The sequence below is a fragment of the Streptomyces sp. WAC03905 genome (assembly GCF_057371075.1).
The window spans coordinates 3482046-3507477 of the sequence record NZ_JBXYDZ010000003.1 but is presented as its reverse complement, the minus strand read 5'-3'; the positions used below and the strand labels follow the sequence as shown (position 1 = coordinate 3507477).

Genomic DNA, 25432 nt, shown 5'->3' with positions numbered 1-25432 from the left:
ACGGGGCGGAAGCAACCCCGGAGTGACTGCTTCCGTCTGGGAGAATGGCCGAAGCCAGCATTCGAGATAGAAGGACGTGTCGTGGCTCAGAGCGCGCAGAGCAGCACCGAGACCGACTGGGTCTCCCGTTTCGCGGACGATGTCATCGCCGAGGCGGAGCGCCGGGCCCCGGGCAAAACCGTCGTGGTCGCCTCCGGCCTCTCCCCCTCCGGCCCGGTCCACCTCGGCAACCTCCGCGAGGTCATGACCCCGCACCTGGTCGCCGACGAGATCCGCCGCCGCGGCCACCAGGTCCGCCACCTCATCTCGTGGGACGACTACGACCGCTTCCGCAAGGTCCCCAAGGGCATTCCCGGCGTCACCGAGGAGTCCCACGCCCAGCACATCGGGCGCCCGCTGACCGCCGTCCCCGCCCCCGAAGGCTCCGCGTACCCGAACTGGGCCGAGCACTTCAAGGCGGCCATGGCCGAGTCGCTGGCCGAGCTCGGCGTCGAGTACGACCCGATCAGCCAGACCGAGCAGTACACCACCGGCGCCTACCGCGAGCAGATCCTGCACGCGATGAAGCACCGCGGCGACATCGACGCCGTCCTCGCCCAGTACCGCACCAAGGTCAAGCCCGGCGGCAAGAAGCCCCAGCAGAAGCAGGTCGACGAGGCCGAGCTGGAAGCCGCCGAGGGTTCCGGTGCCGCCGCCGAGGACGACGGCAGCGCCGGCGAGGGCGGCTACTTCCCGTACAAGCCGTACTGCGGCCAGTGCGGCAAGGACTTCACCAAGGTCACCTCGTACGACGACGAGACGACCGAGATGACCTACGTCTGCACCGAGGACGAGTTCACCGAGACGGTCAAGCTCAGCGAGTTCAACCGCGGCAAGCTCGTCTGGAAGGTCGACTGGCCCATGCGCTGGGCCTTCGAGGGCGTGGTCTTCGAGCCCTCCGGCGTCGACCACTCCTCGCCCGGCTCCTCCTTCCAGGTCGGCGGCCAGATCGTCCACATCTTCGGCGGCGAGCAGCCCATCGGCCCCATGTACGCCTTCGTCGGCATCAGCGGCATGGCCAAGATGTCCTCCAGCAAGGGCGGTGTCTTCACCCCCGGCGACGCCCTCAAGATCATGGAGCCGCAGCTGCTGCGCTGGCTCTACGCCCGCCGCCGCCCCAACCAGTCCTTCAAGATCGCCTTCGACCAGGAGATCCAGCGCCTCTACGACGAGTGGGACAAGCTGGAGGCCAAGGTCGCGGACGGCTCCGTGCTGCCCGCCGACGCCGCCGCCCACAGCCGCGCCGTCCGGGTCGCCTCCCACGAGCTGCCCCGCACCCCCCGCCCCCTCCCGTACCGCACCCTCGCCTCCGTCGTCGACATCACCGCCGGCCACGACGAGCAGACCCTGCGCATCCTGGCCGACCTCGACCCGTCGCAGCCGCTCACCTCCCTCGACGAGGTACGGCCGCGCCTGGACCGCGCCGAGAACTGGATCACCACCCAGGTCCCGGCCGACCAGCGAACCCTCGTGCGCGAGGACGCCGACACCGAGCTCCTGTCCTCCCTGGACGACGAGGGCCGCGAGTCCCTGCGCCTCCTCCTCGACGGCCTCGACTCGCACTGGTCGCTCGACGGACTCACCACCCTCGTCTACGGCGTCCCCAAGGTCATGGCCGGACTGGAACCCGACGCCAAGCCCACCCCCGAGCTGAAGGTCGCCCAGCGCACCTTCTTCGCACTGCTCTACCGGCTCCTCGTCACCCGCGAGACCGGACCGCGACTGCCCACGCTGCTGCTGGCGGTGGGCGCGGACCGCGTGCGCAAGCTGCTCGCCGTCTGAGACCACCGCACCGGCGGACACGCGGAAGGGCCCGCACCCCTCGGGGTGCGGGCCCTTCCGCGTACCGGTACCGGCCGGCGGTGCTACGCCGGCTCGGCCTCCCGGTCCTTGTGGTGCTGCTGCCGGAACGTCGCGATCATCCGCCGCAGGAGGGAGCCACTGCGCGGGTGCGTCACGCCATAACGGTCCGCCAGCACTATGTCGAGGGCTTCGGCGGTCGGATAGTCCTGCGTCTCCTCGGCCAGCGCACAGAACACCTTGTAGGCGATCTGCGCGAACTCGACCTCGTCAGGGGACTCCACCTCCGGCACCTGCTCCGCGAGGTACCCGTCCGGAGCCGCCTCGTGCCGCGGCTCCGGGATCGGGAGCTGCTGGGCCTGCTGCTCGTCCGGACCCATCGGGGGCAGCACCGGGGTCGGCTCCAGCCCCTCCACGTACTGCGGGTTGTAGCCGCCCTCGTACGCCGCCTGCGGCGCCTTCGGCGCTGCGAACCAGGCACTGTTGTGGGCCGCGGGCATCGCCGTCGGGTCCACCGCGAACGCCGGCGGGGCGTGGGCGACTCCTGCCGCCTGCCCGGCCTGCTGGTCCTGCGCCCCCTGCCGGCCGGGCTGCGGCTGCGGGAACTGCTGGGCCTGGACGTCCTGCGCACCCGGGGCGGCCTGCGCAGCCTGCCCGTCCCGCTCCGGGCCGCCCGCGGCCGGGGCCTCCAGCGCCGGAGCCGCACCCGCACCCGCACCCGCGAGCTGCTGCGCCAGCGGCGGCAGGACCGCCGGGTCGATCCCCGTCGCCGCCAGCGCGTCCGGCGCCGTCTCCGACAGCGGGACACCGATCCGCGCCAGCTTCAACGGCATCAGCGCCTCCACCGGAGCCTTCTGCCGCCAGAACCGCCCGTACCGGGCCTGCAGCCGCGCCTGGTAGATCAGCCGGTCCTGCTCCATGCCGATCGCCTGCTCGTAGGAGCGCAGCTCCCACAGCTTCATCCGCCGCCACAGCTTGAACGTCGGTACCGGCGACAGCAGCCACCGCGTGATCCGCACGCCCTCCATGTGCCGGTCCGCCGTGATGTCCGCGATCCGGCCCACCGCGTGCCGGGCGGCCTCCACCGTCACCACGAACAGGATCGGGATCACCGCGTGCATGCCGACACCGAGCGGATCCGGCCACGACGCCGCGCCGTTGAACGCGATCGTCGCCGCCGTCAGCAGCCACGCCGTCTGACGCAGCAGCGGGAAGGGGATCCGCAGCCAGGTCAGCAGCAGGTCCAGCGCCAGCAGCACACAGATACCGGCGTCGATGCCGATCGGGAACACCAGGGAGAAACTGCCGAAGCCCTTCTTCTCCGCCAGCTCGCGCACCGCGGCGTACGAGCCCGCGAAACCGATGCCCGCGATGACGACGGCTCCGGCGACCACGACACCGATGAGTATTCGGTGCGTACGAGTCAGCTGCATCGCGGCCACCCGCGATCCCCTCCCCTTGTCGAGCACAAACCGAGCGCTTACCGCGTCTTTACCGAGCCGCGGCAGGCACAGCGTACGGGTGACCGGACGTCAGCGCTCCAGGAGGCCCCGGCCCCGACCGGCCACCGCTCCTACTGGGGCGCGGGGGACTGCGGCTGCTCAGCCGGCTTGTTGGCGGTCGCGACCGAGGCCACGGCCTCCTTCGCCGCGGTGAGCGCGTCCTGCAGCAGCTTCGCCTGGTCCGGAGCGCCGGCACCCTCGTAGGCCGCGCCGTTGTAGTCGAGCGTGACCACCACGTTCTGGGTGCGCGCCACGATCGTGGTGTTGAAGAAGTCGACGTCCTTCTTCACCGAGTAGACGATCGACGTGCCCTGGTCGCCCAGGCCCTCGGCCGGCTCGGCCTTGACGTTCTGCGCGCCCTCGGTGGCCTTGGCCGCCTCGACCTGCTTGCCGTACTGCTCCTCGGCCCGCTTGTTGGCGTTGCCGAGCGAGGCGTGGGAGTCCGTACGGAAGAAGGAGAGCGAGAGCCAGCGGTACTGGGAGCCCTTCAGGCCGTCCTCGTCCAGGCCGTTCCAGGAGCAGCTGGCGCGGCTGGCCAGGTCGTTCGACTTCGTCGCCGTGCCGTTCTTGTCCTTCGCCTCCGGCACGAGCGTGTCTATCGTGCCCGTCTGGAGCGCCTTGCAGGGATCCGGGAGCGCGGCGAAGGCCGCCTTCTCCAGCTCCGGCTTCTTCGACTTCTCACCGGGCTTCGCCGAAGCGGACGAACCGGACTTCTTGTCGCCCTTCGCGGTCGATTCCTTGCCCGAGTCGGAGGAACACCCGGCCACGGTGAGGATCACCGGGACGGCTGCGCAGGCGAGAACGCGGGTGAGGCGCGAGGCTGATCGGTGCATGGTTCCTTCAGTGCTCTGGGGGTCTTCTTCGGACAGGGGACCCGGTCAACGGTAGCCCGATCGGGTGACCGGCTGCTGTGCGCGCTGTCACGCCCGGGCGCGGCGCGCACCGCTCACTCGTTGAAGCGCTCGGCCAGCGCCAGCGCCAACTGCCGTGCCCTGTCCTGGGTTTCGGCGCTCGGAGGCACCGTGCCGGGCAGGGCCGGCTGGACGCTGTACTCGACCTTGACGATGACATTCGAGGTACGGAACACAATCCGTACGGTGCGGGACTGCGCGGCCGTGGCCCCGGCGGGGCTCAGCTTGTCGTCGAGGAACGCCTCGGTGCCGAGCCCCTGCAGGACGCGCGAGCCGAGCTCGGGCTGCGGGGACGGGCTCGCGCCCGGCGCCGGTGTCCCCGAGGCCGGAGCGCCGGGCATCGGTGCGCCGCTCGCGGGCGGGGAGGCGTTCGCGGGCGGGGAGGCGGCCGGCGCGGCCGGGTCGGCGGGCGCGGCCGGGTTGGCGGCGCCCGGGCTCGGCGTCGTGGCGGGGCCGGGGAAGGGCAGGTGCGCGTCGGTGAGGAGGCGTACGTAGACCTGCTTGGCCTTGTCGTCGTCGCTGGCGGTGGCGCGGTCGTAGGAGACGACGCGTTCGAAGCCGACCGACAGCAGCCGGGTCTCCTCGGGGGTCTGCGACGTCCAGCGGCAACCGACGTGCCGGTCGCCGTCGTAGGAGGCGTCGGCGACGCCCGCGTACAGCTGGTCGAGCTGCTCGGGGGTGAGGTCGTCGGGCTCGGGGAGCATGGCCTTGAGCTTCTTGCTGTCCGCGCCGGCCTTGCAGGGCGCCGGCAGGCTGCGGTACTTGCCCGGCTGGGCCGGTGCGGCGGCGCTGCCGCCGGCCTTCGAGTCGCTGGTGCCCGCCCCGTCGCCGCCGCCGGTGCACCCGGTCAGGCCGGCCGCACCGGCCGCGAGCGCGGTGAGCATCGCGATGCCGGGCAGGACTCGCCGTACCGCCTTGCGCTGCACGTCCACTGGCTCCCTTCGACCGGCGGGCCCCCCGACGGTCCGGAAAATGCGTTGCCGCGACTTGGGCACGGCTGGACACAATGTCTATCGCACACGCTGGTGCTGGCGCCGGTCCCCTGTCGTCTTTGGGATCAAGAGCGAGGCTTTTGCGCATTCTCACTTTTCTGTTGGTTTCGGGGGATTGATTCCTTATGTCGTATGTAGAGGTACCGGGGGCACAGGTCCCGATCCGGATGTGGACGGACCCGGCGTCGGTCGAGGCCGGCGCGATGCAGCAGCTCCACAACGTCGCCACCCTTCCGTGGATCAAGGGCCTGGCCGTCATGCCGGACGTCCACTACGGCAAGGGGGCCACGGTCGGCTCGGTGATCGCCATGAAGGACGCGGTCTGTCCGGCGGCGGTGGGCGTGGACATCGGCTGCGGCATGTCGGCGGTGAAGACGTCCCTGACGGCGAACGACCTCCCGGGCGACCTCTCCAAGCTCCGCTCGAAGATCGAGCAGGCGATCCCGGTGGGGAACGGCATGCACCGAGAGGCGGTGGATCCGGCCCGCCTGTACGGGTTCACCGAGGCGGGCTTCGGGGACCTGTGGGAGCGCTTCGACTACGTCGCGGACGCGGTGAAGTTCCGGCGGGATCGTGCGATGCGGCAAATGGGAAGCCTTGGCCAGGGCAATCACTTCTGTGAAGTTTGCATCGATACCTCCGGTTCGGTGTGGCTCATGCTGCACTCGGGCTCACGGAACATCGGCAACGAGCTGGCTGCCTTCCACATCGGTGTCGCCCGCGGGCTGTCGCACAACCAGAACCTGGTCGACCGGGACCTGGCGGTCTTTCTCGCGGCCACCCCAGAGATGGAGGCGTACCGCAACGACCTCTTCTGGGCGCAGGAGTACGCCAAGTACAACCGTGCCGTGATGATGAGCCTGTTCAAGGAGGTCTTCCGGAAGGAGTTCCGCAAGGCGAAGGTCTCCTTCGACCGCGAGATCAGCTGCCACCACAACTACGTGGCGGAAGAGCGGTACGACGGCATGGACCTGCTGGTCACCCGCAAGGGCGCGATCCGCGCCGGCAGCGGTGACTACGGGATCATCCCGGGGTCGATGGGCACGGGCTCCTACATCGTGAAGGGCCTCGGCAACGAGAAGTCCTTCAACTCCGCCTCGCACGGAGCGGGCCGGAAGATGAGCCGGACGGCGGCGAAGAAGAAGTTCTCGGCGCGCGACCTGGCGGAGCAGACGAAGGGCGTCGAGTGCCGCAAGGACTCGGGCGTCGTGGACGAGATCCCGGGCGCGTACAAGTCGATCGAGCAGGTCATCGACCAGCAGACGGACCTCGTCCAGGTCGTGGCCAAGCTCAAGCAGGTCATCTGCATCAAGGGCTGACGCCCTGACGGCCTGACGCGCTGGCCGGCGAGCGGAGGGCCCGTACCGATCGCGGTCGGTACGGGCCCTCCCGTCTTGCACTGTCAGCCCCTACCCGTACGCAGGCGCCACAGCCGCATGGTGCAGCTCTGCTCGGTCCGCTCGAGCGCGACTGCTGCGGTAGCCGGGTCGTTCAACCGCAGAAGGGTCTCGTCGTCCGTCCGGTTCCACCGACGGCGGGGCGGGGCGACCCGCATCTCTGCTGGGCGGACCCAATCGCGGATCCCGGAGGCCTTTGCCTTCTTGCGCTCCAAGCCCAGGCAGCCGTCGTAGTAGAGGTGCGCGGCCAGCTCCTGAGCCGCCTCCTTGGTGTAGAGGATGTTGTAGATACCGTCCCGCGCATTGCGCTTGATGGTCCGCTCGGCTCCCGTCATCTTCCTGGCGTAGTGGCACAGGTAGGCAGCGAGCGCTGTGCTCGCGGTGGTGAGCGAGATGAACGGCAGTCCCTTGCTCGTGTGGCCGACGGATCCGTCCGCGTCGATCACTCCCCGCAGGTAGTCGCGACGTGAGAAGTCCACGCGGGGTGGCCTGATGTTCGTGGACTTGCGCCCGTAGGGGATCCCCAGCTCGTTGAGTGTGCTGCGGGCTTCGAGGGAGCACAGGCTCCATGTGGCGGAGGTGTGCGAGTCGGAGAAGTTGGTCGCTCGGGTGCGCTGGGAGATCGAGCTGTAGTAGGGCGTGAGACGTTGGAACGCGCGAAGGATGTCGATGTCCCGCGCGTTGACCTCGGCGGTGAGCTTGCCCTTCTGCCCAGTGCCCCGGGCCAGGTGTCCGTCGGCTTGCAGGAAGCCGAACATATAGGCATAGCGGGGGTCTTGGAGGTCCATGAAGCGTTCGGGGGCGCTAGGGTCCTGGTCAGCCACGAGGAAGCCTTTCTTCCCTGTTGGTGAGGCCCTCGGTCGGGACTGCCATCCCGGGCGGGGGCCGCTGTCGTGGCTGAACCTAGGGGTGGGTTCGTGGTGCGACGGGTCGATTGTGCGCCATTCACTCGAACGTATGGCGGAATCTAATGATCCGGAATGGGGCGGGGAGCGGCCTCGGCCGCCGCCGTGCCGTGGCCGAGGAGGGCCGGGGTGGGGCTAGAGCTCGCGGTGGACCTTGGTGTTGGAGGCCTGGGCGCGGGGGCGGACGACCAGGAGGTCGATGTTCACGTGGCTGGGACGGGTGACGGCCCAGGTGACCGTGTCGGCGACGTCGTCGGCGGTGAGGGGCTCGGCGACGCCCGCGTAGACCTTCTCCGCCTTCTCGGCGTCGCCGCGGAAGCGGGTCGTGGCGAACTCGTCCGTCTTGACCATGCCGGGGGCGATCTCGATGACGCGGACGGGCTGGCCGACGATCTCCAGGCGGAGGGTCTCGGCGAGGACGCGGGCGCCGTTCTTGGCGGCGACGTAGCCGGCGCCGCCCTCGTACGTGGCGTGACCGGCGGTGGAGGAGAGGACCACGACCGTGCCGTCGCCGGATGCGATGAGGGCGGGGAGCAGCGCCTGGGTGACGTTGAGGGTGCCGATGACGTTGACCTCGTACATGGTGCGCCAGTCGGCGGGGTCGCCGGTGGCGACGGTTTCGGCGCCGATGGCCCCGCCGGCGTTGTTGACGAGTACGTCGACCGAGGGGTAGCGGTCGAGGGACGCGGCGAGGGCGTCGACGGCGGCGCGGTCGGTGACGTCGAGGGCGTGGGCGGTCGCGGAGTGCCCGGCGTCGGTCAGCTCTGCGGCGAGGGCCTCGATGCGGTCCTTGCGGCGGGCGGTGAGGACGACGTGGTAGCCGGCGGCAGCGAGCTGCCGGGCGGTGGCCGCGCCGATGCCGCTGCTCGCGCCGGTGACTACGGCGGTTCGGGTGGCGGCCGTGCTCATGGGCGTGCTCCTCGGTCGTTCGTACGGGCGATTACCCGCCAGCATAGGCGCGACCGGGCCGGTCAGCGGCCGCGCGGGGCGTACATGATCACGGCCATTCCGGCGAGGCAGACGAGGGCGCCGACGACGTCCCAGCGGTCGGGGCGGTAGCCGTCGGCGACGGCGCCCCAGACGAGGGAGCCGGCGACGAACACGCCGCCGTAGGCGGCGAGGACCCGGGCGAAGTCGCCTTGGGGCTGGAGGGTGGCGACGAAGCCGTAGAGGCCGAGGGCGATCACGCCGGCGCCGATCCAGGCCCAGCCCTTGTGTTCGCGCACGCCTTGCCAGACCAGCCAGGCGCCGCCGATCTCCAGGAGGGCGGCGAGGGTGAAGAGGGCGACGGAGCGGGCGATCAGCATGGCTCAAAGGTACGCACGGCAGATGGGGGTGGGCGCGCCCTCGTTCGTGTGATGGTCCGACTGGTGGGTGGTGGTGCGGGCTAGCCTCCGCGCGAGACGCGAGGAGGTGGTGGCGGTGCGCCGTGTCGCCGTACGGAGTGTGGTGGTGGCGGGGTTGCTGGCGTTCGGGGCGGGTGTGCCCGGGCCGGCGCTGGCGTCGGCGGGGGCGCCGGCGGCGGGTCCGGTGCCGGGTCCGGTGCCGGGTCCGGTGCCGGTGGGGGCTCCGGCGGCGGCGGGGCCGGAGGCCGATGTGTCGTACCACGGCCGGGTGGCCCTGTCCGGGGCGCGGCTGCGGGTGTGGCTGGTTCCGGAGAACGACGGGCCGGCCGCGCTGCCGAACGCGACGCTGCGGGTGCGGCTGTCGGCCGACCTGGCGGACCGGCAGCGGCTGGCGGAGGGCTGCGCGCGGGCGGGACTGCGCGAGGTGGTCTGCGAGACGGGGCCGTTGCCGTTGCACGGGCGGGGCCGGCACGTGGGGCTGGCGCTGGAGCTGCGGGAGCGGGTGCCGGAGGTGGTGGTGCGGGTGGACACGTGGTGGAACGGCGGTGCGACGGACCGGAACCACGCGAACAACGATCACGTGGTACTGGCCCTGGACACGGGGGACGCCTACGCGTTCTAGGGGGTCCCGAATTCGACGAGGGCCTCGTCGACGATGCGCTCCAGGCGGGCGTGGTGGGCGCCGCGCCAGTAGACGCGTTCGCAGGCGCCGCACTGGGCGAAGACGTCGTAGGTGCGGTGCGTGCCGTGTTCCAGGCGGTCGCCGACGCTCTCCTTGTCGGCCTCGTGGAGCGGCCCGTTGCAGGCGGTGCAGCGGGTCCACGGGGCGAGGGCGGGGGCGAACCGGCCCAGGACGTCGCGCAGTTGCTCGTCGGGGTTGTCGCTGTAGACGTACGCGCCTGCGAAGATCTCGCGGCGGCGGAGCAGGCCGCGGTCGCGGGAGAGCAGGACGCGCTGTTCGGCGGCGGAGCGGGTGGCGAGGGCGGGGTCGCCGATGTCCTCGTTCTCGTAGGCGGCGTCGACGCCGAGGAGGCGCAGGCGGCGGGCGAGCGTGCCGAGGTGGACGTCGAGGAGGAAGCGGAGGGGGGCGCCGGGGACGTGCTGGGGGCGTTCGACCCCGAACACCTCGACGCTCTGGCCGTCCTGGGGCACGTAGGAGACGGGGACTTCGTGGCCGTCGACGAGGAGGCGGCCGACCTCGGTGAGCGGGACCCCGGCGGATTCGACGACGTGGCCGAGGCTGGACGTGCCGTCGGTCGCGGTCGGTACGCGGTCCGTGCGCCGGCTGGGTGGGGCGAAGAGGCGCAGTTCGGGGGCGAGGGTGAGCTGAATGCCGGGTCCGTTCACCTGGTCAGCATGCCATTGCGGGGTGCGTGGCCGCGCCTGATTTCAGGAGTCGGCGGTGGCCCGGTCGTAGGTGTCGCGGTGGGCGTTGACCTCGTCGAAGTGGTTCTCGGCCCAGTCCTTCACGGAGGAGAGCAGGCAGCCGAGGCTGCTGCCGAGGTCGGTGAGGCGGTAGTCGACGCGGACCGGGACGGTGGGGGTGACGTGGCGGGTGACGAGGCCGTCGCGTTCGAGGGAGCGCAGGGTCTGGGTGAGCATCTTCTGGCTGACGCCGGGGATCCTGCGGCCGAGGTCGCTGTAGCGCATGGAGCGGTCGTCGGACTCGCCGAGGGCGCTGACGATGAGGCCGACCCACTTGTCGCTGATGCGGGCGAGGAGCTGGCCGGTGGGGCACTCCTTGAGGAAGGCGTCGTAGGCGGTACGGGCTTCCTCGCGGCGGGCCGCGGCGGTGCTGGTGGCCATGGGTCCCCACTTCCAGGTCCGGTACGCACTTCGAAGTGCGTACTTACGGAAAGAGAGTACCTCTCCCTAGGTTAGTGCTCATCGGACGGGCCGGAACACGGACCGGAAATCGGAGCGGAACGGGGAGAGCGATGAGCGGGAAGACGATGCTGGCGGCCGTGGTGAACGGATTCGGGGGCCCGGAGCGGGTCGAGCTGGCGCAGGTGCCGGTGCCGCGTCCGGGGGCGGGCCAGGTGCGGATCCGGGTCGCCGCCGCGGGGCTCAACCCGGTGGACGGCGGGGTCCGCGCCGGGGTCTTCGGCGGCGCCGGGCAGCGGCTCGGCCTCGGCTGGGACGTGGCGGGGGAGATCGACGGGACCGGCCCCGGCGTGACCGGCTGGAGCCGCGGCGACCGGGTGGTCGGCCTGCACTACGGCACGGTGAAGCCGCTGGGCACGCACGCCGAGTACGCGGTGCTCGACGCGGACGCCGTGGCCGCGGCGCCCGCGACGGTGGACGTCCCGGCCGCGGCGGCGCTGCCCCTGGCCGGCCTGACCGCGGCCCGCGCCGTGGACCAGCTGGGGCTCGCGCCCGGGGCCTCGGTGCTGGTCCCCGGCGCCGCGGGGATGGTCGGCGGGCTGGCGGTGCAGCTCGCGGCGCGGGCCGGGCTGGTGGTGACGGCCCTGGCGGGTCCGCAGGACGAGCAGCTCGTACGGTCGCTGGGCGCGGCCGCCTTCGTCCCGCGCGGCGGGGCTCCGGCAGGGCCGGTGGACGGGGTGCTGGACGCGGCCGTGCTGGGCGGGGCAGCGCTGGCCCACGTCCGGGACGGCGGGGTCTACGTCGGCCTGATCCCGCACCACGCCCCGGCGGCGGAGCGCGGTGTCCGGGTGGAGGAGCAGGAGGTCGCCGCGGACGGGGAGCTGCTGGCGCGCCTGGTGGCGCTCGTGGACGAGGGTGCGCTCACCCTGCGGGTCTCGGAGGTCTTCCCCCTCGCGGAGGCCGCGAAGGCGCACGACCGGCTCGCGGCGCCGGGCGTGCGCGGCCGGATCGTGCTGACGGCGTGACCGCCCCCGCAGCGGGATCGTGCTGACGGCGTGACGGCGTGACGGCGTGACGGCGTGACGGCGTGACGGCGTGACGGCGTGCGGACGGGTCGCGCTGAGGGCGTGACCGTCCGCCGCCGGATCGTTCCTGACGGCGTGACGGTGCGCCGTCGGGTCATCCTGACGGCGTGACCGGCTGCGGCGGCCCCAGCCGGTAGCGCCAGTCGACGCTCGGGTGGGGCACGCCGGGCGGGTACTCGAAGTCCACCTCGCCGAGGCGTTCGAAGCCGGCGCGCCGGCAGACGGCGTTGGAGGCGGGGTGGCCGGTCCCGGGGAAGGCGTGGACGCTGCCACGGGTGCCGTGGGCCCTCACGTAGGACAGGAGCTGCGTGAGGGCTGCGACGGCCAGGCCGCGGCCCTGGAACTCGGGCAGGATGCCCCAGCCGGCCTCGTAGACCGGTTCGCCCCGCCATGTGCGTTCCCAGAAGCCGATGGAGCCCGCGCTCTCGCCGGAGGCTTCCAGGACCACGCGGAACATCCGTCCGGCGGCGGGCTCCCGTGCGTTCAGGGCCTCGTAGCGGCGCTGGCGGTCGCGGAGCTTCTCGTCGGACTCGGGGCCGCCGAGGTACTGCGTCATGACGGGTTCGTTGGCGCGCAGCAGCAGCCCGGAGTCCGCCGGGGACCACGGCTCCAGTCGCACGTGTGCCTCCATGGGCCCACCCTACGGATCCCGGGATTCTGCCGCGGGCTCGCGGTCCGTCCGGGGGTGGTGGAACCGGACGGCGCGCGTCGCCGGCTCCGGGGCACGTGCCCGTGGTGGGCCGGCCGCAGGGCTGTACCCGGCCCTGCGGCCGCCCGCATCCCGCCCGCCGAGACGCTCCGCACGGGCGTACAGGTCAGCTGCGCTGGAAGAACTCCACCTCCGCCAGGGCGAGATGACCGTCCGCCGCCGAGCCCGCCGGTTCCGCGAGCGTCAGCCGGACGGTGGTGGCGTTGCTGATGCCGAGGGGGAAGGTCTGCGGTCCGGGTTTGTCGCTGAGGACGAGCTCCTTGTGGACCGTGGCGCCGTCCCGGTCCGTCACCTCCATGTCGATGCGCAGGGCCCGTCCCTGCTTGGCGTACTCCTCGGGGGCGGGTGAGGCGCCGTTGGTGATGATCACGTCGACGAGGCGGAACGGCTTGTTGAAGGTGTACGTCGCGGACGCGCCGGGGTCGGGGGAACCCCAGTAGCGGTTGCTGAGGCCGTCGGTGCTGTGGGCCACGGGGTGGCCGGGGAGTTCGGCGGTCGCCTGGACGCGGGCCGGGGTGACCGCCTTGGCCTTGCCGAGCTTGTCCCGGGTGTCCTCGATGAGGTGGCGTCCGGCCGGCAGCAGCAGGAACGCGGCCGCGCACAGGGCCAGTACGACGGCCAGGACCACCAGGAAGCGGGCCAGGCGGCCGGAGCCGGCGCGGGTGCGGCGGCGGAACGGCCAGACGGTCCGCCACCACGGCAGCGGGGCCGCGACGGTGGTGGGCGTGAGGGGCGTCGCGCAGCGGCGGCAGAAGCGGCGGTCGGGCGGGTTGGGGGTGCCGCAGGCCGGGCACGGGGCGCCGGTGACGTCGTCGCCGGCCGGGAGGGGCCGTACGACGGGTCGCGGCGCGACGGCCCTGGCGGGCAGCACGGGCGCCGGCGAGGCCGGCCGTCCCGGCGCCACGGGCGGGGGCGACCCCCCGGCCGCGGCCGCCGGCGCGACCGGGCGGGGCTGCACCCCACCGCCCCCCGCCGCCCCGGCCTCGGCCCCGGTTTCGGCTTCGGAGGGTGCGCCTGGCCGGGAACCGGTGGCTGCGGCGGGTGCAGACCTCCTGCGAGGCCAGGGCAGCCAGGGCAGCCACCGCTCCCCGCGGGATGCGGTCTGCGCCCCGGCGGTGACCTCCCGCGCGCCCCGCGGCGCCGAGGGCTCCTCCGGCGTATCGGCCCGCTCCGTGCGGCTCTGACCGGCGGCCTCCGGGGCCGCGGCCCGGCGGGGCGGGATGGCCTGGGGGGTGTCCGGCTGGGCCGACGTGGCCGGGCTGATGTCGCCCTGACCGGTGGCTCCTTGGGCCGTGCGGCTCTGGCCGGCGGTCCCTGGGGCTGTGCCTCGGCGGGGCGGGATGGCCTGGGGGGTGGCCGGTTGGACCGACCTGCCCGGGCTCACGTCGCCCTGACCGTCGGCGCCTTGGGGCGTGCGGCTCTGGTCGGCGGCCTCCGGGGCTGTGCTCCGGCGGGGCGGGCCGGCCTGCGGCAGGGCCGCCGGAGGCGCGTCCGGCTGGGCGGCCCCGTCCTGGGCGGGCCCGTCCGGGCTCATGTCCGGCTGGCTGGTGGCCCCTTGTGCCGTGCGGCTCTGGCCGGCGGCCTCCGGGGTTGCGGCCCGGCGGGGCGGGATGGCCTGAGGGGTGTCCGGCTGGGCCGACGTGGGCGGGCTGATGTCGTCCTGAGTGGTGGCTCCCTGGGGCGTGCGGCTCTGGTCGGTGGTCTCCGGGGCTGCGCCCCGCTGAGGTCCGTCGGCCTGGGGTGTGGCCGCCGGGGTGACGTCCGGCCGGGTGCCCCCGCCCTCGGCGTGTCCGTCACGGCTCATGTCGCCCTGGCCCGTGGCCCCTTCGGGCGTGCGGCTCTGGCCACCGGCCGCCTGGGCTGCGTCCCGGCGGGGCGGGCCGGCCGGGGGTGCGGCCGGCTGAGGGGCGTCCGGCTGGGCCGGGGCGGTGCCGGGTCGGGCAGCGGCCTGCCGCGGTGCGGGAGTGGCGCCCTGGGCCGCGCCGCTGCCGGGCGTCCCGCCTTCGGCGGTGGTCGCCCGGGGCGGGGCGCCGGCCGGGGTGGGGTCCTGGGCCGTCCCGGCCAGGGGTCCGCCGGGGGCGGTGTCCTCGCCGGTCCGGCCGGCCTCGGGGGTGTTCTGCGGGGCTCGACCTCCGTGGGCGGCCGTCCCGTCGGCGGGTGGGGCCGGTTCGGGGGGCGTGGCCCACCAGGGGGTGGTCTCCTCCGCCGGGGCGGCCTCGCCCCGGCTGGGGGAGGACCAGTTGAGGTAGGCGCCGCAGTTCGTGCAGAAGTCGTCCGTCGGGGTGGTGGACGCCCCGCAGGCGGGACACGTACGCATGGCCGTCAGCTCCCTTCGGCCGCGGGCGGCGGCCCGGGCAGGATCTCCACGCGGCAGGCCGTGTGGACGGGGCACAGGGTGTGGACGAGGGCGCGGACCCGGTCGGCGTCCACCTCGTACGCGGCGCCGGGGCCGCGCGGCCACACCCGTACGAGGACCTCGCCGGCCGGCGCCGGGGCCGGTTCGGTGCCGGCCGTCCGGGACCAGACGGCCGTGCCGTCGCCGCTGACGTCGGCGGACACGCCCAGGACCAGGCGCAGCGCCTCGACCAGTCCGCGTCGGGTGCCGCGCCACCGGTGGAGTTCCACCGCGCGGGCGACCGCCTCGCGCCGCAGCGCGGTCGGCCAGTCGGGGTCGTCCGCGCCGCCGACCCAGGTGGCCAGCCAGGCCAGGAAGTCGGCCGGGGCCAGCCGCGGGTCGAAGTACGAGGGCAGGTTGTCGAGGGTCGTGAACACCGGTGCCAGCACGGTGTCCAGGCCGGCGGTGAACCGCTGCGCGAAGTCGTCGTCGGCGTACAGCGCGGGCAGCTGCTCGCCGATCGGGTATCGGCTGGGCAGGCCGGGTACGGCGGCCCGGCTCATCCGTGCGCCTGCGCTTCCGGGCCGGTGACGACCACCTGGTGCTGGTAGGAGAAGACGAGCGTGCCCGTGCCGATGTCGATGCGGTCGACGGGGGCGCCGCGCCGTCCCGTGATCGGGTCGGCGGCGAACATCCGGATCTCCTCCACCAGGACGTCCCCCACGGCGCGTTGCAGTACGCCGAAGACCTCGCCGTACTGCACGGGCCGGCCGAACGGCCAGCCGGTGCCGTCGGGGCCGCCGTGCAGCGGGTTGAGGTGCCGGTACAGCGCGGCGAGCGCGGCGTCGCGCACCCGGTCGGTGTCGGCGGCGGTGGTCGCCGACAGCCGGGCGACGACGGTGACGCCCTGGTAGACGGGCGGTTCCACGACGAGGCTGGTGCCGATCAGGCGGCGTTCGTCGAGGGTGTCCGTGATCGCGGTCAGGACCTGGTCGGAGGGGATCAGCTGCTCGAAGCGGAGCCGGTCGCCCTCGTCGGCGACGGCGTCCGGTACGACCAGGACCCGTACCGAGCCGGCGCCGCGTCCGCCCTCGGTGGCGGGCAGGCAGCGGACGCGGCGCACCGAGGGAGCGGCCCGGCGGGCGATGATCTCGTAGTCCTCGGCGGTCACGGCCCGCTCCTGCATGCGCAGGGCCTCCGGGGCGCGCAGCTTGGCGTTGTCGATGGTCTCGCCGGCGACGCCGCCGCGTGCCGCCTCGCGGTTGGTGACGCGGGCGACGTACGGGACGGAGCTGCGCAGTACGGAGATCGCGCCGCGCGAGACGTTGCCGGCGGGTCCGCCGCCCGTGCGGTAGCGGCTCACGCGGATCTGGGAGCCCTTGGGGGGTACGGCGCCGCAGGCGCGCAGGGTGCCGTCGGCCTCGCGCAGGACGGGCGGGAAGGAGAACTCGCCGGTGGTGGCGTCGACGCGGACGTGCCGGTCGTCGGGGCCGGAGCGGCCGAAGTGCTCGACGACGTCCCAGCGCTGCCAGCCGTCGGGTGAGGACACCTCCACCACCGGGGGTTCCCCGTCGAGGAGTACGGGCGGCCGGCCGAGGCGGAAGGTCTGCCCGGCCACGCCTTCGGACGCGCCGAGGGGTACGTCGGCGACGCGCTCGGCGTGCTCCACGGTCATGGTGCCGCCGACGGTGAAGACGGCGGCCTCGCGGACGGTGGGGGACTCGGAGTAGAAGGGCTGTCCGGGCTCGGGCTCGGTGACCCGGCAGCGCAGCCAGCCGGCGCGGGTCCCGCTGATCACGGACGCGGTGTGCCCGGCGGGCACGTACACGATGATCTCGCCGGGCCGGTTGAGGCCGCCGGTGCTGTCGGAGTCGGTGGCGCAGCGCTGCCAGCGGCCGCCGTCCCAGGCCTCCCACACCAGCGGGGGCTGGCGCGGGTCGACGCCGACGCCTTCGACGCGGCTGTCGAGGCGGACGGCGACGACGCAGCGGGGCACGGCCGTCGGCAGGCCGAAGAGCAGGGCGTCGCCGGGTTCGGGCGTGGCCTGGAAACACGGTATGTCGCGGCCCTCGGTGAGGGCGCCGGTCCGGTCGGCGGGTTCGCCGGCGCGGGGCGCGGAGACCAGCCGGGTCAGTTCGCTGGGCAGGATCCGCAGGTCGTCGGTGGTGGCGAAGACGACGGCTTCCTCGGTGTCGCCGGCGGCGGTGGTCACCTCGGTGGTGACCTCGGTGCCCGCGGGCAGGGTGACGGTGTCGGGCTGGGGGGCCGACAGCCAGAAGTCGACGTCGGCGGAGGCCGCCGACGGCGGGTACAGCTGGATGCCCAGCAGGTCGAGGAAGGCCAGGTAGTTCTTGTCCGGGACCCGGTTGAGCCGGTACAGGAGCTGGTCGACGAGGTAGGCGAACGTCTCGATGAGGGTGACGCCCGGGTCGGAGACGTTGTGGTCGGTCCACTCGGGTGCGCGCTGCTGCACGTACCTCTTCGCCTCGTCGACGAGCTGCTGGAACCGTCGGTCGTCCAGGTTGGGGGAGGGCAGGGCCATCAGTCCGCGACCATTTCCTCGGCCCCCTCCTCGGAGGGGATCGTGTAGAAGGGGAAGACCAGGTTGCGCCGGTCGTTGGTGGTGCGCACCGTGTAGTGCACATCGATGTAGAGGGTGCCCGCCTCGACGGCGTCGAAGGCCACGACGACGTCGTCGACGGTGATCCGCGGCTCCCACCGTTCCAGGGCCTCGCGGACCTGTTGGGCGACGCGGCCCGCGGTGTCGCCGTCGCCGGGGGCGAAGACGTACTCGTGGATGCCGCAGCCGAATTCGGGCCGCATGGGGCGTTCGCCGGGCGCGGTGCCCAGGACGAGGCGGATGGCCTCCTCCAGTTCGCGTTCGCGTTCGACCATGGCGATCCCGCCGGTCGGTCCGACGCGCAGCGGGAACGCCCAGCCGCGGCCGATGAAGCGTTCGCTCATCACACGCCTCCGACCAGGACGTTCATGGCGCCGGTGAGGACCTGTGCGCCGCAGGCGGTCTGGTCGCGGGCGCGGGCGGCGGGCAGTCCGCCGATGAGGACGGTTCCCGCGGTGAGGGCGGCCGGGTTGGGGACGACCACGTTGGCCGGGCCGAGGGCGGCGTGGGGCGGTACGACGCACACGTGCAGGCTGCCGACGACGGCGGCGGGCCGGCCGCCGATCAGCACCGTGGCCACCTGCGCGGCGGCGCCGGGCGGTGGCGTGGCGAGCCGGCCACCGTGGTTGGTGGGGTCGCCGGTACGGGCTGCGGCTGGCATCGGGGGCTCCTCGGGGACGGCGGTGGTCGTGCGCGGGGTGTGTGGAGGGGGTCAGTTGATGCGGATGAGGCGGGCCTTGAGGACGGCGAGCAGGCCGCCGTTGACGGTGACGTCCGCGGTGCCGTTCACCTTCACCGACCGGCCGCCGATGCTGACGCCGGCGGTGCCGTCGATGTCGACCTGCCGCCCGGACACCTTCACGGTGCCCTGCCGGGCGTCGAGCGTGATGCCGTTCTTGTCCATGGAGACGGAGGTCAGCGGTCGGCCCCGGCCCGCGTACACGGTGAGTTCGATGCGGTCCCGGCGGTCGTCCATGCGGACTTCGAGCCGCTCGTCCCCGGTCACCAGGCGCAGCCCGGAGGGGCCCGGCGCGGCCGCGTCCAGCAGTTCCACGCGGTGGCCCGAACGCGACACGATCGAGCGGCGGTTGACCTTGCCGCTGGTCCTGTCGATCAGCGGCACGTCGTGCGGCGAGGGCTGGTCCACGCCGTTGTAGAGGCCGCCGATGACGTACGGGCTGTCGAGCAGGCCCTGCTCGAAGCCGACGAGCACCTCGTCGTTGACCTCGGGGCTGACGACCCCGCCGCCGCCCCTGCCGCCCCACTGGACGGTGCGCACCCAGTCGCTGACGTAGGTGTCGTCCAGCCAGGGGAACTTCAGTCGTACGGCGCCGCGTTGGGAGCCGTTCGGCTCGCGTACGTCCGTGACCACGCCGATCGCGAGGCCGGGGATGCGCGGCCCGCGCCCGGGGGCGTTGGCGCCGGTCACCAGGCCGGTCAGGGAGCGGTCCGGGCTGGCGCTGACCCACACGGTGGTGCGGAAACCGCCGTGCGGCTCCAGGACGTGCTGGACGGCGGTGGCCGTGTACCGGCCGGAGAACGCCTGCCCGACGTTGCCGAGCGCGACCGGCTTGCCGGCTCGCAGCAGCGGGTTGCCCTCGGCGACCGCCTCCAGCTCGCCGAAGCCGGCACTGACCTGGGCCGCCGCCGCCTTCGCGACCGCCGTCGTCTCGGCCTGCGTGCGGTAGGGGGTGTCGGTGACGGTCACGGCCGCCGTCCCGAAGCGTGCGGCGGTCTGCGGGCCGAGGCCCGGCACCACCGTGTCGCTGACCACGGACGCCTGCTCGGCGACCAGCGGCCGCTTCGTGGTCACGTCCCAGCCGCGCACCTGCACCTTCGAGGCGCCGTCGGCGGCCGTCAGCGCGGCCCGCAGGGCGAGCAGGTTGCGCCCGTACTCCAGGACCATCGGGTCGCGGACCGCGGACGTCGACGGGGCGGGCGCCCCCGACGCCTTCACGGGCCGGGTGAACTGCAGCAGCCCCTTGTCGTCGACGCGTACCTGCGCGCCGCTCTCCCCGGCGAGGAACTGCAGGAAGTCCCAGTCGGAGACGTTCGCCTGGGACAGCTGCTTGTACGTGACCGGTGCCGCCTCCACCTTCCCGACGGCGAGCCCGGCGCCGGCGGCCACCTTGCGGACGATGGCGGCGGCCGTCATGTTCCGGTACGCCACCACCTTGCGGCCGCGCTGGAGGCGGTGCGCCTTGGAGTAGGCGCGGACGACGGTGAACGAGCCGGTGCGGTCCCGGTCGATCTCCAGGGCCGTGACCTCGCCGTTGAACAGCCGCTCCCGCGACTGCCCCTTCACGGTCGCCACCGACACCCGCAGCGGGGTGCCGATGGTGATGCCGGTGGTGCGCAGGAACTCGTGGTCGGGGTCGCGGTAGGTGAGCACCGCCGTGTCGGGCAGGCCCACGTTCTCGTCGACGACACAGCTGACCAGCTGCGCCGCCCAGATCTGCGGCAGTTCGCCGGGGGCTTCCACGATGGGGTCGGCCGCGAACGACCGGCCCCCGGTCTCGGTCCCGCTCACCGCTGTTCCTCCTCGCCGTGCTGGTCCCGCGTGCCCGGCACCACGATCTCGGTGCCGGGGACGAGGGCCATCGGGTCGTCTATGCCGTTGGCCTCGGCGATGACCCGCCAGGCCGTCGCGTCGCCGTATTCGCGCCAGGCCAGCATGGCCAGGCTGTCGCCCGCCACCACGGTGTGCGTGCTGCGGGCGGTGCGGGAGCCGGAGGTCGGGTTCTGGCCGGGCGGGTCGACGCTCGCCTCCTCGATGGACAGCGAGCAGGTCGCCCGGAGCGGCTTCCCGTCCACGTCGAAGAGCGTGTACGACACCGACAGGTTCGACAGGACCCCGTCGAAGGAGGTCGTCCGGGCGCTGCCCCACTCGAAGCGCACCCAGGGGCTCGCCGGCTTCTTGCGGCCGAGGCTGGCCGGGGTCGGCACGCACGCCTTCATCAGCTTCTCCACCGCCTGTTCCACCGAGTTGTCGTGGGTGGCGGTGGCGTCGAGGAACACCTCCAGGCTCAGGGTGCGCGGGCCGCTGCCCACGAACTCGGGCAGTGCCGACTGGCCCGCCATGCGGGACGGGGAGCGCCGCCATTCGGTGGTCTTGCCCAGTTGCAGGGTCGACGGGTTGAACTGCAGGTCGAGCCGGGCGATCGTCCCGCCGGGCTTGGCACCGACCGAGGCCGGGGGCTCCTTGAGGGTGAGCTGGGCCCGGGCGCGGCTGGCGCGTGCCGATGGTGCCATGCCGTGGACTTCCTTCCGGGGCGGCGGCGAACGGGTCTCGGGAGAGCGGTGGGCGGGGTCGTCAGGAGGGGAGCAGGCCCTGGTGGGCGATCTCCAGGGTCTCCACCGCCGCCGCGGAGTTGGCCGGGTCGAAGGACGGCCCCTGCCAGCGCACGGGGACGATCCCGAAGACCTGCCAGCTGATGATCCGGCTGAGGTCGGGACGCAGCGCCACGATCTCGCCGTCCTTCGGTTCGACCCGCCGCAGCGTCTCGTCGAGCCAGCGGGCGATCTTCGCCGTGTCGGCGGTGACGGGCCGGGTGAGGGTGATGTTCGACCACGTCACCCGGCCGGGCAGCTGCCAGGTGAAGCCGTTGTTGCCGCCCTCGGCGTAGCTCTCCATCTCGACCTCGGCGCCCATGCCCGAGCAGGTGTGGAAGGCGCCCAGGTCGTTGCCGCCGATCGCCAGCCGGAAGAACACGCTGGTAGCGAAGATGTTGTCCGTCATCGGTCCGTCGTCCGTTTCTCGTTCGTACGTGTGCTCAGCGGCGGCCGTCGAAGGGCCTGCCCGCGCGTTCCCGGCCGCGCCGCAACTCGGTGCGCAGCAGGCGGGCGACCGGATCGAGCAGACGCCGCGCGAGGTCGTCGAGGTCGAGGTCGCCGCCGCCGTGCGCCTGCGCGTCGCCGGGGGCCCGGGCGGGGGAGGTCCGGCCGGGGGAGGTCCGGCCGGGGGTGGCCGGGCCGCCGGCCGGGTTCCGCTGCACCGGGGGCGGTCCGCTCACCGGGGGCGGAGGCGGTGGCACGGGCGTCTCCGCGGCGGCGGCCGCGGGTCGAGCCGGGGCCGGCGTCCTGGGCCGTACGACGGGCACCGGCCCGGCGGCCGGGCCGGCGGGGGCCGGCTGGACCACGAGCGGCGGGGTGTACGGGCCGGTCACCGGCAGCGGAGCCGCCGTGGCACGGGCTGCGGATGAGGCGGTCGCCGGACGCACGGGGCGCACCGCGCGCGGGGGTGCGGCGGCCGGGGTGCGCGCCCCGTCGGCGGCACGCTGGATCGGCGGCGGCTGTGTCGGAGCGTGCCGCGCCTGGCGGGATGCGTCGGTGGACGGGGCGGACCAGCGGGCCGGGACCACGGGCCGGGCCGCCCGGCGGGGGCCGGCGGGAGCGGCCGGAGCGGCCGGAGCGGCGCCCATGTCCGCGACGGCCAGGGTGCCGAGGGACAGGGGCCGGGCGGGCAGGAGCTGGACGGCACGGGGCGCGGTCGCCTCCGGAGCGGCAGCCTTGCCGCCCACGGCGCGGGCGGCGACGAGCGGCACCCGGCCGGAACGCCGCGGGGCCGCGGCGGCCCGCTGGACGCCGGTACGGGGCTGCGCGGCGGGCGCACCCGTGACCGGCAGCGGAGCCTGGCCCCGGGGCCCGGCGGGCGCGGGTGCGGCGGCACTCACCGGCATCGACGGCAGGGGCGCGCCGAGACCACTGCGTACCCGGGGGGTCGGCGGGGTGGCTATGGGCGGGAGTTCGGTGAGGGGTTCGCCGAGGGGTGCGCGGGTGCGCATCCGCGGTACGGGCGTCTCCGCGGCGGGGGTGTTCCCGGCGGGCTCGGCCCGGCGCTGCACGGTGGGCAGGGCGGGGCCAGGAGAGGCTGCGGCCGGGGCCGGCGGGGTGGCTGTGGGCGGGAGTTCGGTGAGCGGTTCGCCGAGGGGTGCGCGGGTGCGTATCCGTCGGCCGGGCGTCTGCGCGGCGTCGGCGGTGGGGCCCGACGGGGCCGCGACGGTAGGGGGTTCGGCTTCCGCGCCCCGCTGCACGGTGGGCAGGGCGGGGCCCGGAGAGGCTGCGGCGGGGGTCGGCGGGGTGGCTGTGGGCGGGAGTTCGGTGAGGGGTTCGCCGAGGGGTGCGCGGGTGCGTATCCGCGGTACGGGCGTCTGCGCGGCGGGGGTGTTCCCGGCGGGCTCGGCCCGGCGCTGCACGGTGGGCAGGGCGGGGCCCGGAGAGGCTGCGGCGGGGGTCGGCGGGGTGGCTGTGGGCGGGAGTTCGGTGAGGGGCTCGCCGAGGGGTGCGCGGGTCCGCATCCGCTGGACGTCCGGACCGGCGGCCGGGGCGTGCGCCTGCCGCCGCACGGCCGGCGGGGCGGGGGCGGGGCCCGACGTGGACGTGCGGGTGTCCCGGCCCGGCACGGCGGGAGCGGCAGGGGCGGCCGGGCCGCGGCCCGGGGAGCTCCGCCTGTCGCTGCACCGTCGGCATCGCGGGCGCCGGGGTCTCCGGGGCGGAGCCGGACGGTGCCTGTGCGGAGGGCAGTCCGGGGAGCGGGGCGCCCAGCGGGGCGCGGGTCTGGGCACGCTGCACGGGTGCGGCCGGGGCGGTGGCCGGCGCGGGGGAGGGCCGTACGGCGGACACGCGGCGCCGCGGCGTGGCGGGGACCCGCGCGGCGGTGAGCGCACGACCTACGGGACGCGGCCGGACCACCGCGGGCGTTCCCTCGGCCGGACGGCCCGCCCGGGCCTGCGTACCGGCAGCGGCGGTGCGCTGGACGGGCGCGCCCGCCGGGCTGTCGGCGGATGCCCCGGGGATCACCGCGACCCGGCGGACCACCGGGAACTGCGTGGGCGGGGCCACCGTACGGCCGGGCCCGGCGGAGGGGGCGGCGGCCCGCTGCACGGCGGGTGCGGACGCTCCGAGCACGGTTGCGGAGTGCGTGGGGGTGAGGCCCCGACTGCGGGGCCCCGACCCGTCCCGGGAGCCGTCCCCGGTCGGTGCCGCGGAACTGGTCGCAGATGCCGGGGCGCCCGGCTCCGGGGCGCCCGCGCCGCCCCGGGCGGGGGTACGCGGGGCGACCGGGTCCGGGGCGTGACCGGCGGCGCGGGAGGTGTCCGGCGCGGTCGTGGGTTCCGGACCGGTGGCGGGGACGGGCGTCGTCGTGCCCGGCCCGGCCGAAGGAGCGCCGCCCCGTGCGGGGGCCCGCGAGACGACCGGACCCGGCGCGGCGGGGTCCGCGCCGCGGTCCGCGGCCGCTGCCGGCCGTACGGGATCGGGCGCGGATCCGGTCCCGGCCCGGCTCGGCGTCGCGGCACCGGGACGCGTGCGGCGGGAGACCTGCGGGGTGTCGCGCCGCCGGGCCGAGGGCACCGACACCGGCTCCGGCTCCGCGCCGGGCTCGGTGGGCAGGGCCCGCAGCAGCAGCGGGCCGCCGCCGCTGTGCGTAGGGCCGGCGGTGGCGGGGCGGGCCACCCCGCGGACGAGACCCGCCGGGGCGGACGGCAGCACGCCGTGGCCGAGCCCCGTGTCGAACGACGGGTCCCGCCACGCGGCCAGGCCGGAGCGGAAGGCGAGCCCGTCGCTGACGCCCAGGGCCGCGCGCGACACGGTCAGCAGGGGCGGGGCGGTCATGCGCCAGCCGCCGTCCCAGTCGCCGGGCACGCCGACCGAGGCCGACGTCGAAGCCGAAGCCGAAGCCGAAGCCGAGGCCGAGGCCGTGGCCGACGTCGAGCCGGACGTCGAGCCGGGCGCCGACTCCGATGCCGACGCAGGCGTGGGCGCCGGCCCCGAGGAGGCCGGCACCGTGGCCGCCGGGTCCGGCACGGCGGTGCGCCGACGCAGCCTGTCCCGCCATGCCATCTGTTCAACCGCCTTCGTTCACACGGGTGTTGATCCGAGCTATCTCGGTGACCCAGTCCTGCCGCTCGCCGTGGGTCAGGTCGAGGATCTCGTCGCGCTGCCAGTGGAAGTGGTAGGCGATGTACGCGATCTCCTCCCGCAGCCGGGGGAGCGCGTACGTCACGATTCCCCCAGGCGCCCACCGGAGAGGTCGACCTCGAAGCCGCCGTCGCAGTGCGGGCACGTGACCGCCGCGCGGGTGTGGCCCTCGCTGTTGACGCGCCGGTAGAAGTCCTGGAGGAACGCGACGTCGGTCGCGTACATCCGCTCGACGACCCCGGCGTGCACGTCGGTGATGGTGCCGAGCCGGGTGATCACCTGGCTCAGCAGCACCACGCTCAGGTATGCCGGGTTCTCCTTGACCCGCAGGTCGATCTGCGGGCGCAGCTCGTCGCGCGCGGTCGCCAGGCGCATCGCGCCGTGCCGGTGCACCGTGCCCGCCTCGTCCACGTACCCGCGCGGCAGCTCGAACTCGAACTCCGTGCGCAGCCCGTGGTCCTCGCGCGGGGCCGGAGCGGCGGCGGCCGGGGGCGCCGCCGCCTGCTCCGGGGTCTGGGCGGGCGCCGTGACCTGGAGGATCTCCTCCAGGCTGCCCGCGGTCACGGTACGGCGCCTCATTCGACGATGATCTCCTCGAACACGATGGTCACGGACTCGGTGGCCGCGGCCGACTCGCCGGCCTTGAGGGAGGGGCCCTCCCACTTGGAGGCCCAGCCCTGCATCAGCTGGATGCGGCGGATGGTCGCGCCCGTGGAGTCCTTGATCTCGATCGTGAGGTTCTGCCGAGCGGTGTCGACGGCCCCGTTGTTGAGGGTCTCCTTGATCCACTTGGTGAACTCGCTGCTCTTGTCGAGTCCCCGGGTGATCGTGACCTCGCCCGCCTGGCGCGCGCCGGGCTGCTTGCGGATGATCTGCTTGCCCTCGGCGCTGACCTGACGGACCTCGACGACCTCTTCCTCGACGGTCAGGCCGCTGATCTCCTGGATCGATTCGACCAGGTAGCCGCCGAGCTGCACGCCGAAGATATGGGTGGAAAGAGCATCGCCCTCTGCCATGACTGTCCTTCACCTTTCCTTACTGCTGCTGCG

Annotated in this window: 25 protein-coding genes; 4 read left to right on the top strand and 21 right to left on the bottom strand. The window is 74.1% G+C overall.

From position 1 onward, the window contains the following. Nucleotides 1-81 precede the first annotated feature (81 nt). Nucleotides 82-1821: a lysine--tRNA ligase gene (gene lysS, locus AC2RP6_RS18265; protein ID WP_486447156.1), complete on the top strand. Its 1740-nt coding sequence runs from the start codon at nt 82-84 to the stop codon at nt 1819-1821. 83 nt (nt 1822-1904) lie between these two features. Here lysS and AC2RP6_RS18260 read toward each other — a convergent pair whose 3' ends face one another. From AC2RP6_RS18260 to AC2RP6_RS18250, 3 genes are all read right to left on the bottom strand, one after another. Further along, nucleotides 1905-3281, bottom strand: a complete 1377-nt coding sequence (locus AC2RP6_RS18260; protein WP_486447155.1) for a DUF2637 domain-containing protein — start codon at nt 3279-3281, stop codon at nt 1905-1907. 131 nt (nt 3282-3412) lie between these two features. Further along, a complete protein-coding gene (locus AC2RP6_RS18255; RefSeq protein ID WP_486447154.1) occupies nt 3413-4174 on the bottom strand; it encodes a DUF3558 domain-containing protein in 762 nt (253 codons plus the stop codon). A 113-nt stretch (nt 4175-4287) separates the two neighbouring features. Then, entirely contained in the window at nt 4288-5178 is an 891-nt protein-coding gene (locus AC2RP6_RS18250; RefSeq protein WP_486447153.1) for a DUF3558 domain-containing protein, read from the bottom strand. Nucleotides 5179-5369: 191 nt separating this feature from the next. Between AC2RP6_RS18250 and AC2RP6_RS18245 the strand changes: the two genes are divergently transcribed. Continuing rightward, a complete protein-coding gene (locus AC2RP6_RS18245) occupies nt 5370-6563 on the top strand; it encodes an RtcB family protein (RefSeq protein WP_045321422.1) in 1194 nt (397 codons plus the stop codon). Nucleotides 6564-6646: 83 nt separating this feature from the next. Here the strand turns inward: AC2RP6_RS18245 and AC2RP6_RS18240 are convergent, their stop codons facing one another. The 3 genes from AC2RP6_RS18240 to AC2RP6_RS18230 form a co-directional block, all read right to left on the bottom strand. Then, complete coding sequence (locus tag AC2RP6_RS18240; RefSeq protein WP_486447152.1) at nt 6647-7465, bottom strand: LAGLIDADG family homing endonuclease; 819 nt, start codon at nt 7463-7465, stop codon at nt 6647-6649. A gap of 216 nt (nt 7466-7681) precedes the next feature. Further along, nucleotides 7682-8455: an SDR family NAD(P)-dependent oxidoreductase gene (locus tag AC2RP6_RS18235; protein WP_486447151.1), complete on the bottom strand. Its 774-nt coding sequence runs from the start codon at nt 8453-8455 to the stop codon at nt 7682-7684. Between the two features lie 62 nt (nt 8456-8517). Continuing rightward, on the bottom strand, nt 8518-8853 hold the full coding sequence (locus tag AC2RP6_RS18230) for a YnfA family protein (protein ID WP_486447150.1): 336 nt from the start codon (nt 8851-8853) through the stop codon (nt 8518-8520). Nucleotides 8854-8968: 115 nt separating this feature from the next. On the opposite strand from AC2RP6_RS18230, the gene AC2RP6_RS18225 reads away from it, so the two are divergent. Next, nucleotides 8969-9514 carry a hypothetical protein gene (locus AC2RP6_RS18225; protein WP_486447149.1) on the top strand — a complete coding sequence of 182 codons (546 nt, stop codon included), beginning with the start codon at nt 8969-8971 and terminating at the stop codon, nt 9512-9514. Here AC2RP6_RS18225 and AC2RP6_RS18220 read toward each other — a convergent pair. Together AC2RP6_RS18220 and AC2RP6_RS18215 are read right to left on the bottom strand one after the other, a co-directional pair. Then, complete coding sequence (locus tag AC2RP6_RS18220) at nt 9511-10239, bottom strand: Mut7-C RNAse domain-containing protein (protein WP_486447148.1); 729 nt, start codon at nt 10237-10239, stop codon at nt 9511-9513. The two genes, AC2RP6_RS18225 and AC2RP6_RS18220, sit on opposite strands and share 4 nt — an antisense overlap. A gap of 42 nt (nt 10240-10281) precedes the next feature. After that, nucleotides 10282-10698 carry a winged helix-turn-helix transcriptional regulator gene (locus tag AC2RP6_RS18215; protein ID WP_486447147.1) on the bottom strand — a complete coding sequence of 139 codons (417 nt, stop codon included), beginning with the start codon at nt 10696-10698 and terminating at the stop codon, nt 10282-10284. Nucleotides 10699-10844: 146 nt separating this feature from the next. Here AC2RP6_RS18215 and AC2RP6_RS18210 point away from each other — a divergent pair, with 146 nt between their 5' ends. Continuing rightward, a complete protein-coding gene (locus AC2RP6_RS18210) occupies nt 10845-11741 on the top strand; it encodes an NADP-dependent oxidoreductase (RefSeq protein ID WP_486450369.1) in 897 nt (298 codons plus the stop codon). Between the two features lie 154 nt (nt 11742-11895). On the opposite strand, the gene AC2RP6_RS18205 is transcribed toward AC2RP6_RS18210, so the two are convergent. From AC2RP6_RS18205 to AC2RP6_RS18145, 13 genes are all read right to left on the bottom strand, one after another. Then, nucleotides 11896-12432 (bottom strand): GNAT family N-acetyltransferase, encoded by a 537-nt coding sequence (locus AC2RP6_RS18205; protein WP_486447146.1) that lies wholly within the window; start codon nt 12430-12432, stop codon nt 11896-11898. Between the two features lie 184 nt (nt 12433-12616). Next, nucleotides 12617-14827: an NADase-type glycan-binding domain-containing protein gene (locus AC2RP6_RS18200; RefSeq protein WP_486447145.1), complete on the bottom strand. Its 2211-nt coding sequence runs from the start codon at nt 14825-14827 to the stop codon at nt 12617-12619. A 5-nt stretch (nt 14828-14832) separates the two neighbouring features. Beyond that, the gene (locus tag AC2RP6_RS18195) at nt 14833-15408 is read right to left on the bottom strand and encodes a phage tail protein (protein ID WP_486447144.1); all 576 of its coding nucleotides are present in this window, start codon (nt 15406-15408) and stop codon (nt 14833-14835) included. Next, on the bottom strand, nt 15405-17387 hold the full coding sequence (locus AC2RP6_RS18190; RefSeq protein ID WP_486447143.1) for a putative baseplate assembly protein: 1983 nt from the start codon (nt 17385-17387) through the stop codon (nt 15405-15407). The genes AC2RP6_RS18195 and AC2RP6_RS18190 overlap by 4 nt, the downstream gene beginning before the upstream one ends. Further along, nucleotides 17387-17809 carry a GPW/gp25 family protein gene (locus AC2RP6_RS18185; RefSeq protein WP_030664125.1) on the bottom strand — a complete coding sequence of 141 codons (423 nt, stop codon included), beginning with the start codon at nt 17807-17809 and terminating at the stop codon, nt 17387-17389. The genes AC2RP6_RS18190 and AC2RP6_RS18185 overlap by 1 nt, the downstream gene beginning before the upstream one ends. Continuing rightward, complete coding sequence (locus AC2RP6_RS18180) at nt 17809-18126, bottom strand: PAAR domain-containing protein (RefSeq protein ID WP_486447142.1); 318 nt, start codon at nt 18124-18126, stop codon at nt 17809-17811. Before AC2RP6_RS18180 ends, AC2RP6_RS18185 begins: the two co-directional genes overlap by 1 nt. A gap of 51 nt (nt 18127-18177) precedes the next feature. Then, nucleotides 18178-19995 (bottom strand): VgrG-related protein, encoded by a 1818-nt coding sequence (locus AC2RP6_RS18175; protein WP_486447141.1) that lies wholly within the window; start codon nt 19993-19995, stop codon nt 18178-18180. Then, nucleotides 19992-20717: a CIS tube protein gene (locus AC2RP6_RS18170; RefSeq protein ID WP_486447140.1), complete on the bottom strand. Its 726-nt coding sequence runs from the start codon at nt 20715-20717 to the stop codon at nt 19992-19994. Before AC2RP6_RS18170 ends, AC2RP6_RS18175 begins: the two co-directional genes overlap by 4 nt. Before the next feature lie 61 nt (nt 20718-20778). Continuing rightward, nucleotides 20779-21204 (bottom strand): phage tail protein, encoded by a 426-nt coding sequence (locus AC2RP6_RS18165; protein ID WP_486447139.1) that lies wholly within the window; start codon nt 21202-21204, stop codon nt 20779-20781. 34 nt (nt 21205-21238) lie between these two features. After that, a complete protein-coding gene (locus AC2RP6_RS18160) occupies nt 21239-22867 on the bottom strand; it encodes a hypothetical protein (RefSeq protein ID WP_486447138.1) in 1629 nt (542 codons plus the stop codon). Between the two features lie 1442 nt (nt 22868-24309). Then, the gene (locus tag AC2RP6_RS18155; RefSeq protein ID WP_351292197.1) at nt 24310-24468 is read right to left on the bottom strand and encodes a DUF6760 family protein; all 159 of its coding nucleotides are present in this window, start codon (nt 24466-24468) and stop codon (nt 24310-24312) included. Then, nucleotides 24465-24962, bottom strand: a complete 498-nt coding sequence (locus AC2RP6_RS18150; protein ID WP_328928063.1) for a hypothetical protein — start codon at nt 24960-24962, stop codon at nt 24465-24467. Before AC2RP6_RS18150 ends, AC2RP6_RS18155 begins: the two co-directional genes overlap by 4 nt. Then, complete coding sequence (locus AC2RP6_RS18145) at nt 24959-25399, bottom strand: phage tail protein (protein ID WP_030031999.1); 441 nt, start codon at nt 25397-25399, stop codon at nt 24959-24961. The genes AC2RP6_RS18150 and AC2RP6_RS18145 overlap by 4 nt, the downstream gene beginning before the upstream one ends. Nucleotides 25400-25432: the final 33 nt, after the last annotated feature.

Coding starts and splice junctions, on each gene's coding strand:
- AC2RP6_RS18235 (WP_486447151.1), bottom strand. CDS start 8,455: ATGAGCACGGCCGCCACCCGAACCGCCGTAGTCACCGGCGCGAGCAGC.
- AC2RP6_RS18190 (WP_486447143.1), bottom strand. CDS start 17,387: ATGGCCCTGCCCTCCCCCAACCTGGACGACCGACGGTTCCAGCAGCTC.
- AC2RP6_RS18205 (WP_486447146.1), bottom strand. CDS start 12,432: ATGGAGGCACACGTGCGACTGGAGCCGTGGTCCCCGGCGGACTCCGGG.
- AC2RP6_RS18245 (WP_045321422.1), top strand. CDS start 5,370: ATGTCGTATGTAGAGGTACCGGGGGCACAGGTCCCGATCCGGATGTGG.
- AC2RP6_RS18200 (WP_486447145.1), bottom strand. CDS start 14,827: ATGCGTACGTGTCCCGCCTGCGGGGCGTCCACCACCCCGACGGACGAC.
- AC2RP6_RS18195 (WP_486447144.1), bottom strand. CDS start 15,408: ATGAGCCGGGCCGCCGTACCCGGCCTGCCCAGCCGATACCCGATCGGC.
- AC2RP6_RS18165 (WP_486447139.1), bottom strand. CDS start 21,204: ATGACGGACAACATCTTCGCTACCAGCGTGTTCTTCCGGCTGGCGATC.
- AC2RP6_RS18145 (WP_030031999.1), bottom strand. CDS start 25,399: ATGGCAGAGGGCGATGCTCTTTCCACCCATATCTTCGGCGTGCAGCTC.
- AC2RP6_RS18210 (WP_486450369.1), top strand. CDS start 10,845: ATGCTGGCGGCCGTGGTGAACGGATTCGGGGGCCCGGAGCGGGTCGAG.
- AC2RP6_RS18215 (WP_486447147.1), bottom strand. CDS start 10,698: ATGGCCACCAGCACCGCCGCGGCCCGCCGCGAGGAAGCCCGTACCGCC.
- AC2RP6_RS18230 (WP_486447150.1), bottom strand. CDS start 8,853: ATGCTGATCGCCCGCTCCGTCGCCCTCTTCACCCTCGCCGCCCTCCTG.
- AC2RP6_RS18170 (WP_486447140.1), bottom strand. CDS start 20,717: ATGGCACCATCGGCACGCGCCAGCCGCGCCCGGGCCCAGCTCACCCTC.
- AC2RP6_RS18150 (WP_328928063.1), bottom strand. CDS start 24,962: ATGAGGCGCCGTACCGTGACCGCGGGCAGCCTGGAGGAGATCCTCCAG.
- AC2RP6_RS18185 (WP_030664125.1), bottom strand. CDS start 17,809: ATGAGCGAACGCTTCATCGGCCGCGGCTGGGCGTTCCCGCTGCGCGTC.
- AC2RP6_RS18180 (WP_486447142.1), bottom strand. CDS start 18,126: ATGCCAGCCGCAGCCCGTACCGGCGACCCCACCAACCACGGTGGCCGG.
- AC2RP6_RS18255 (WP_486447154.1), bottom strand. CDS start 4,174: ATGCACCGATCAGCCTCGCGCCTCACCCGCGTTCTCGCCTGCGCAGCC.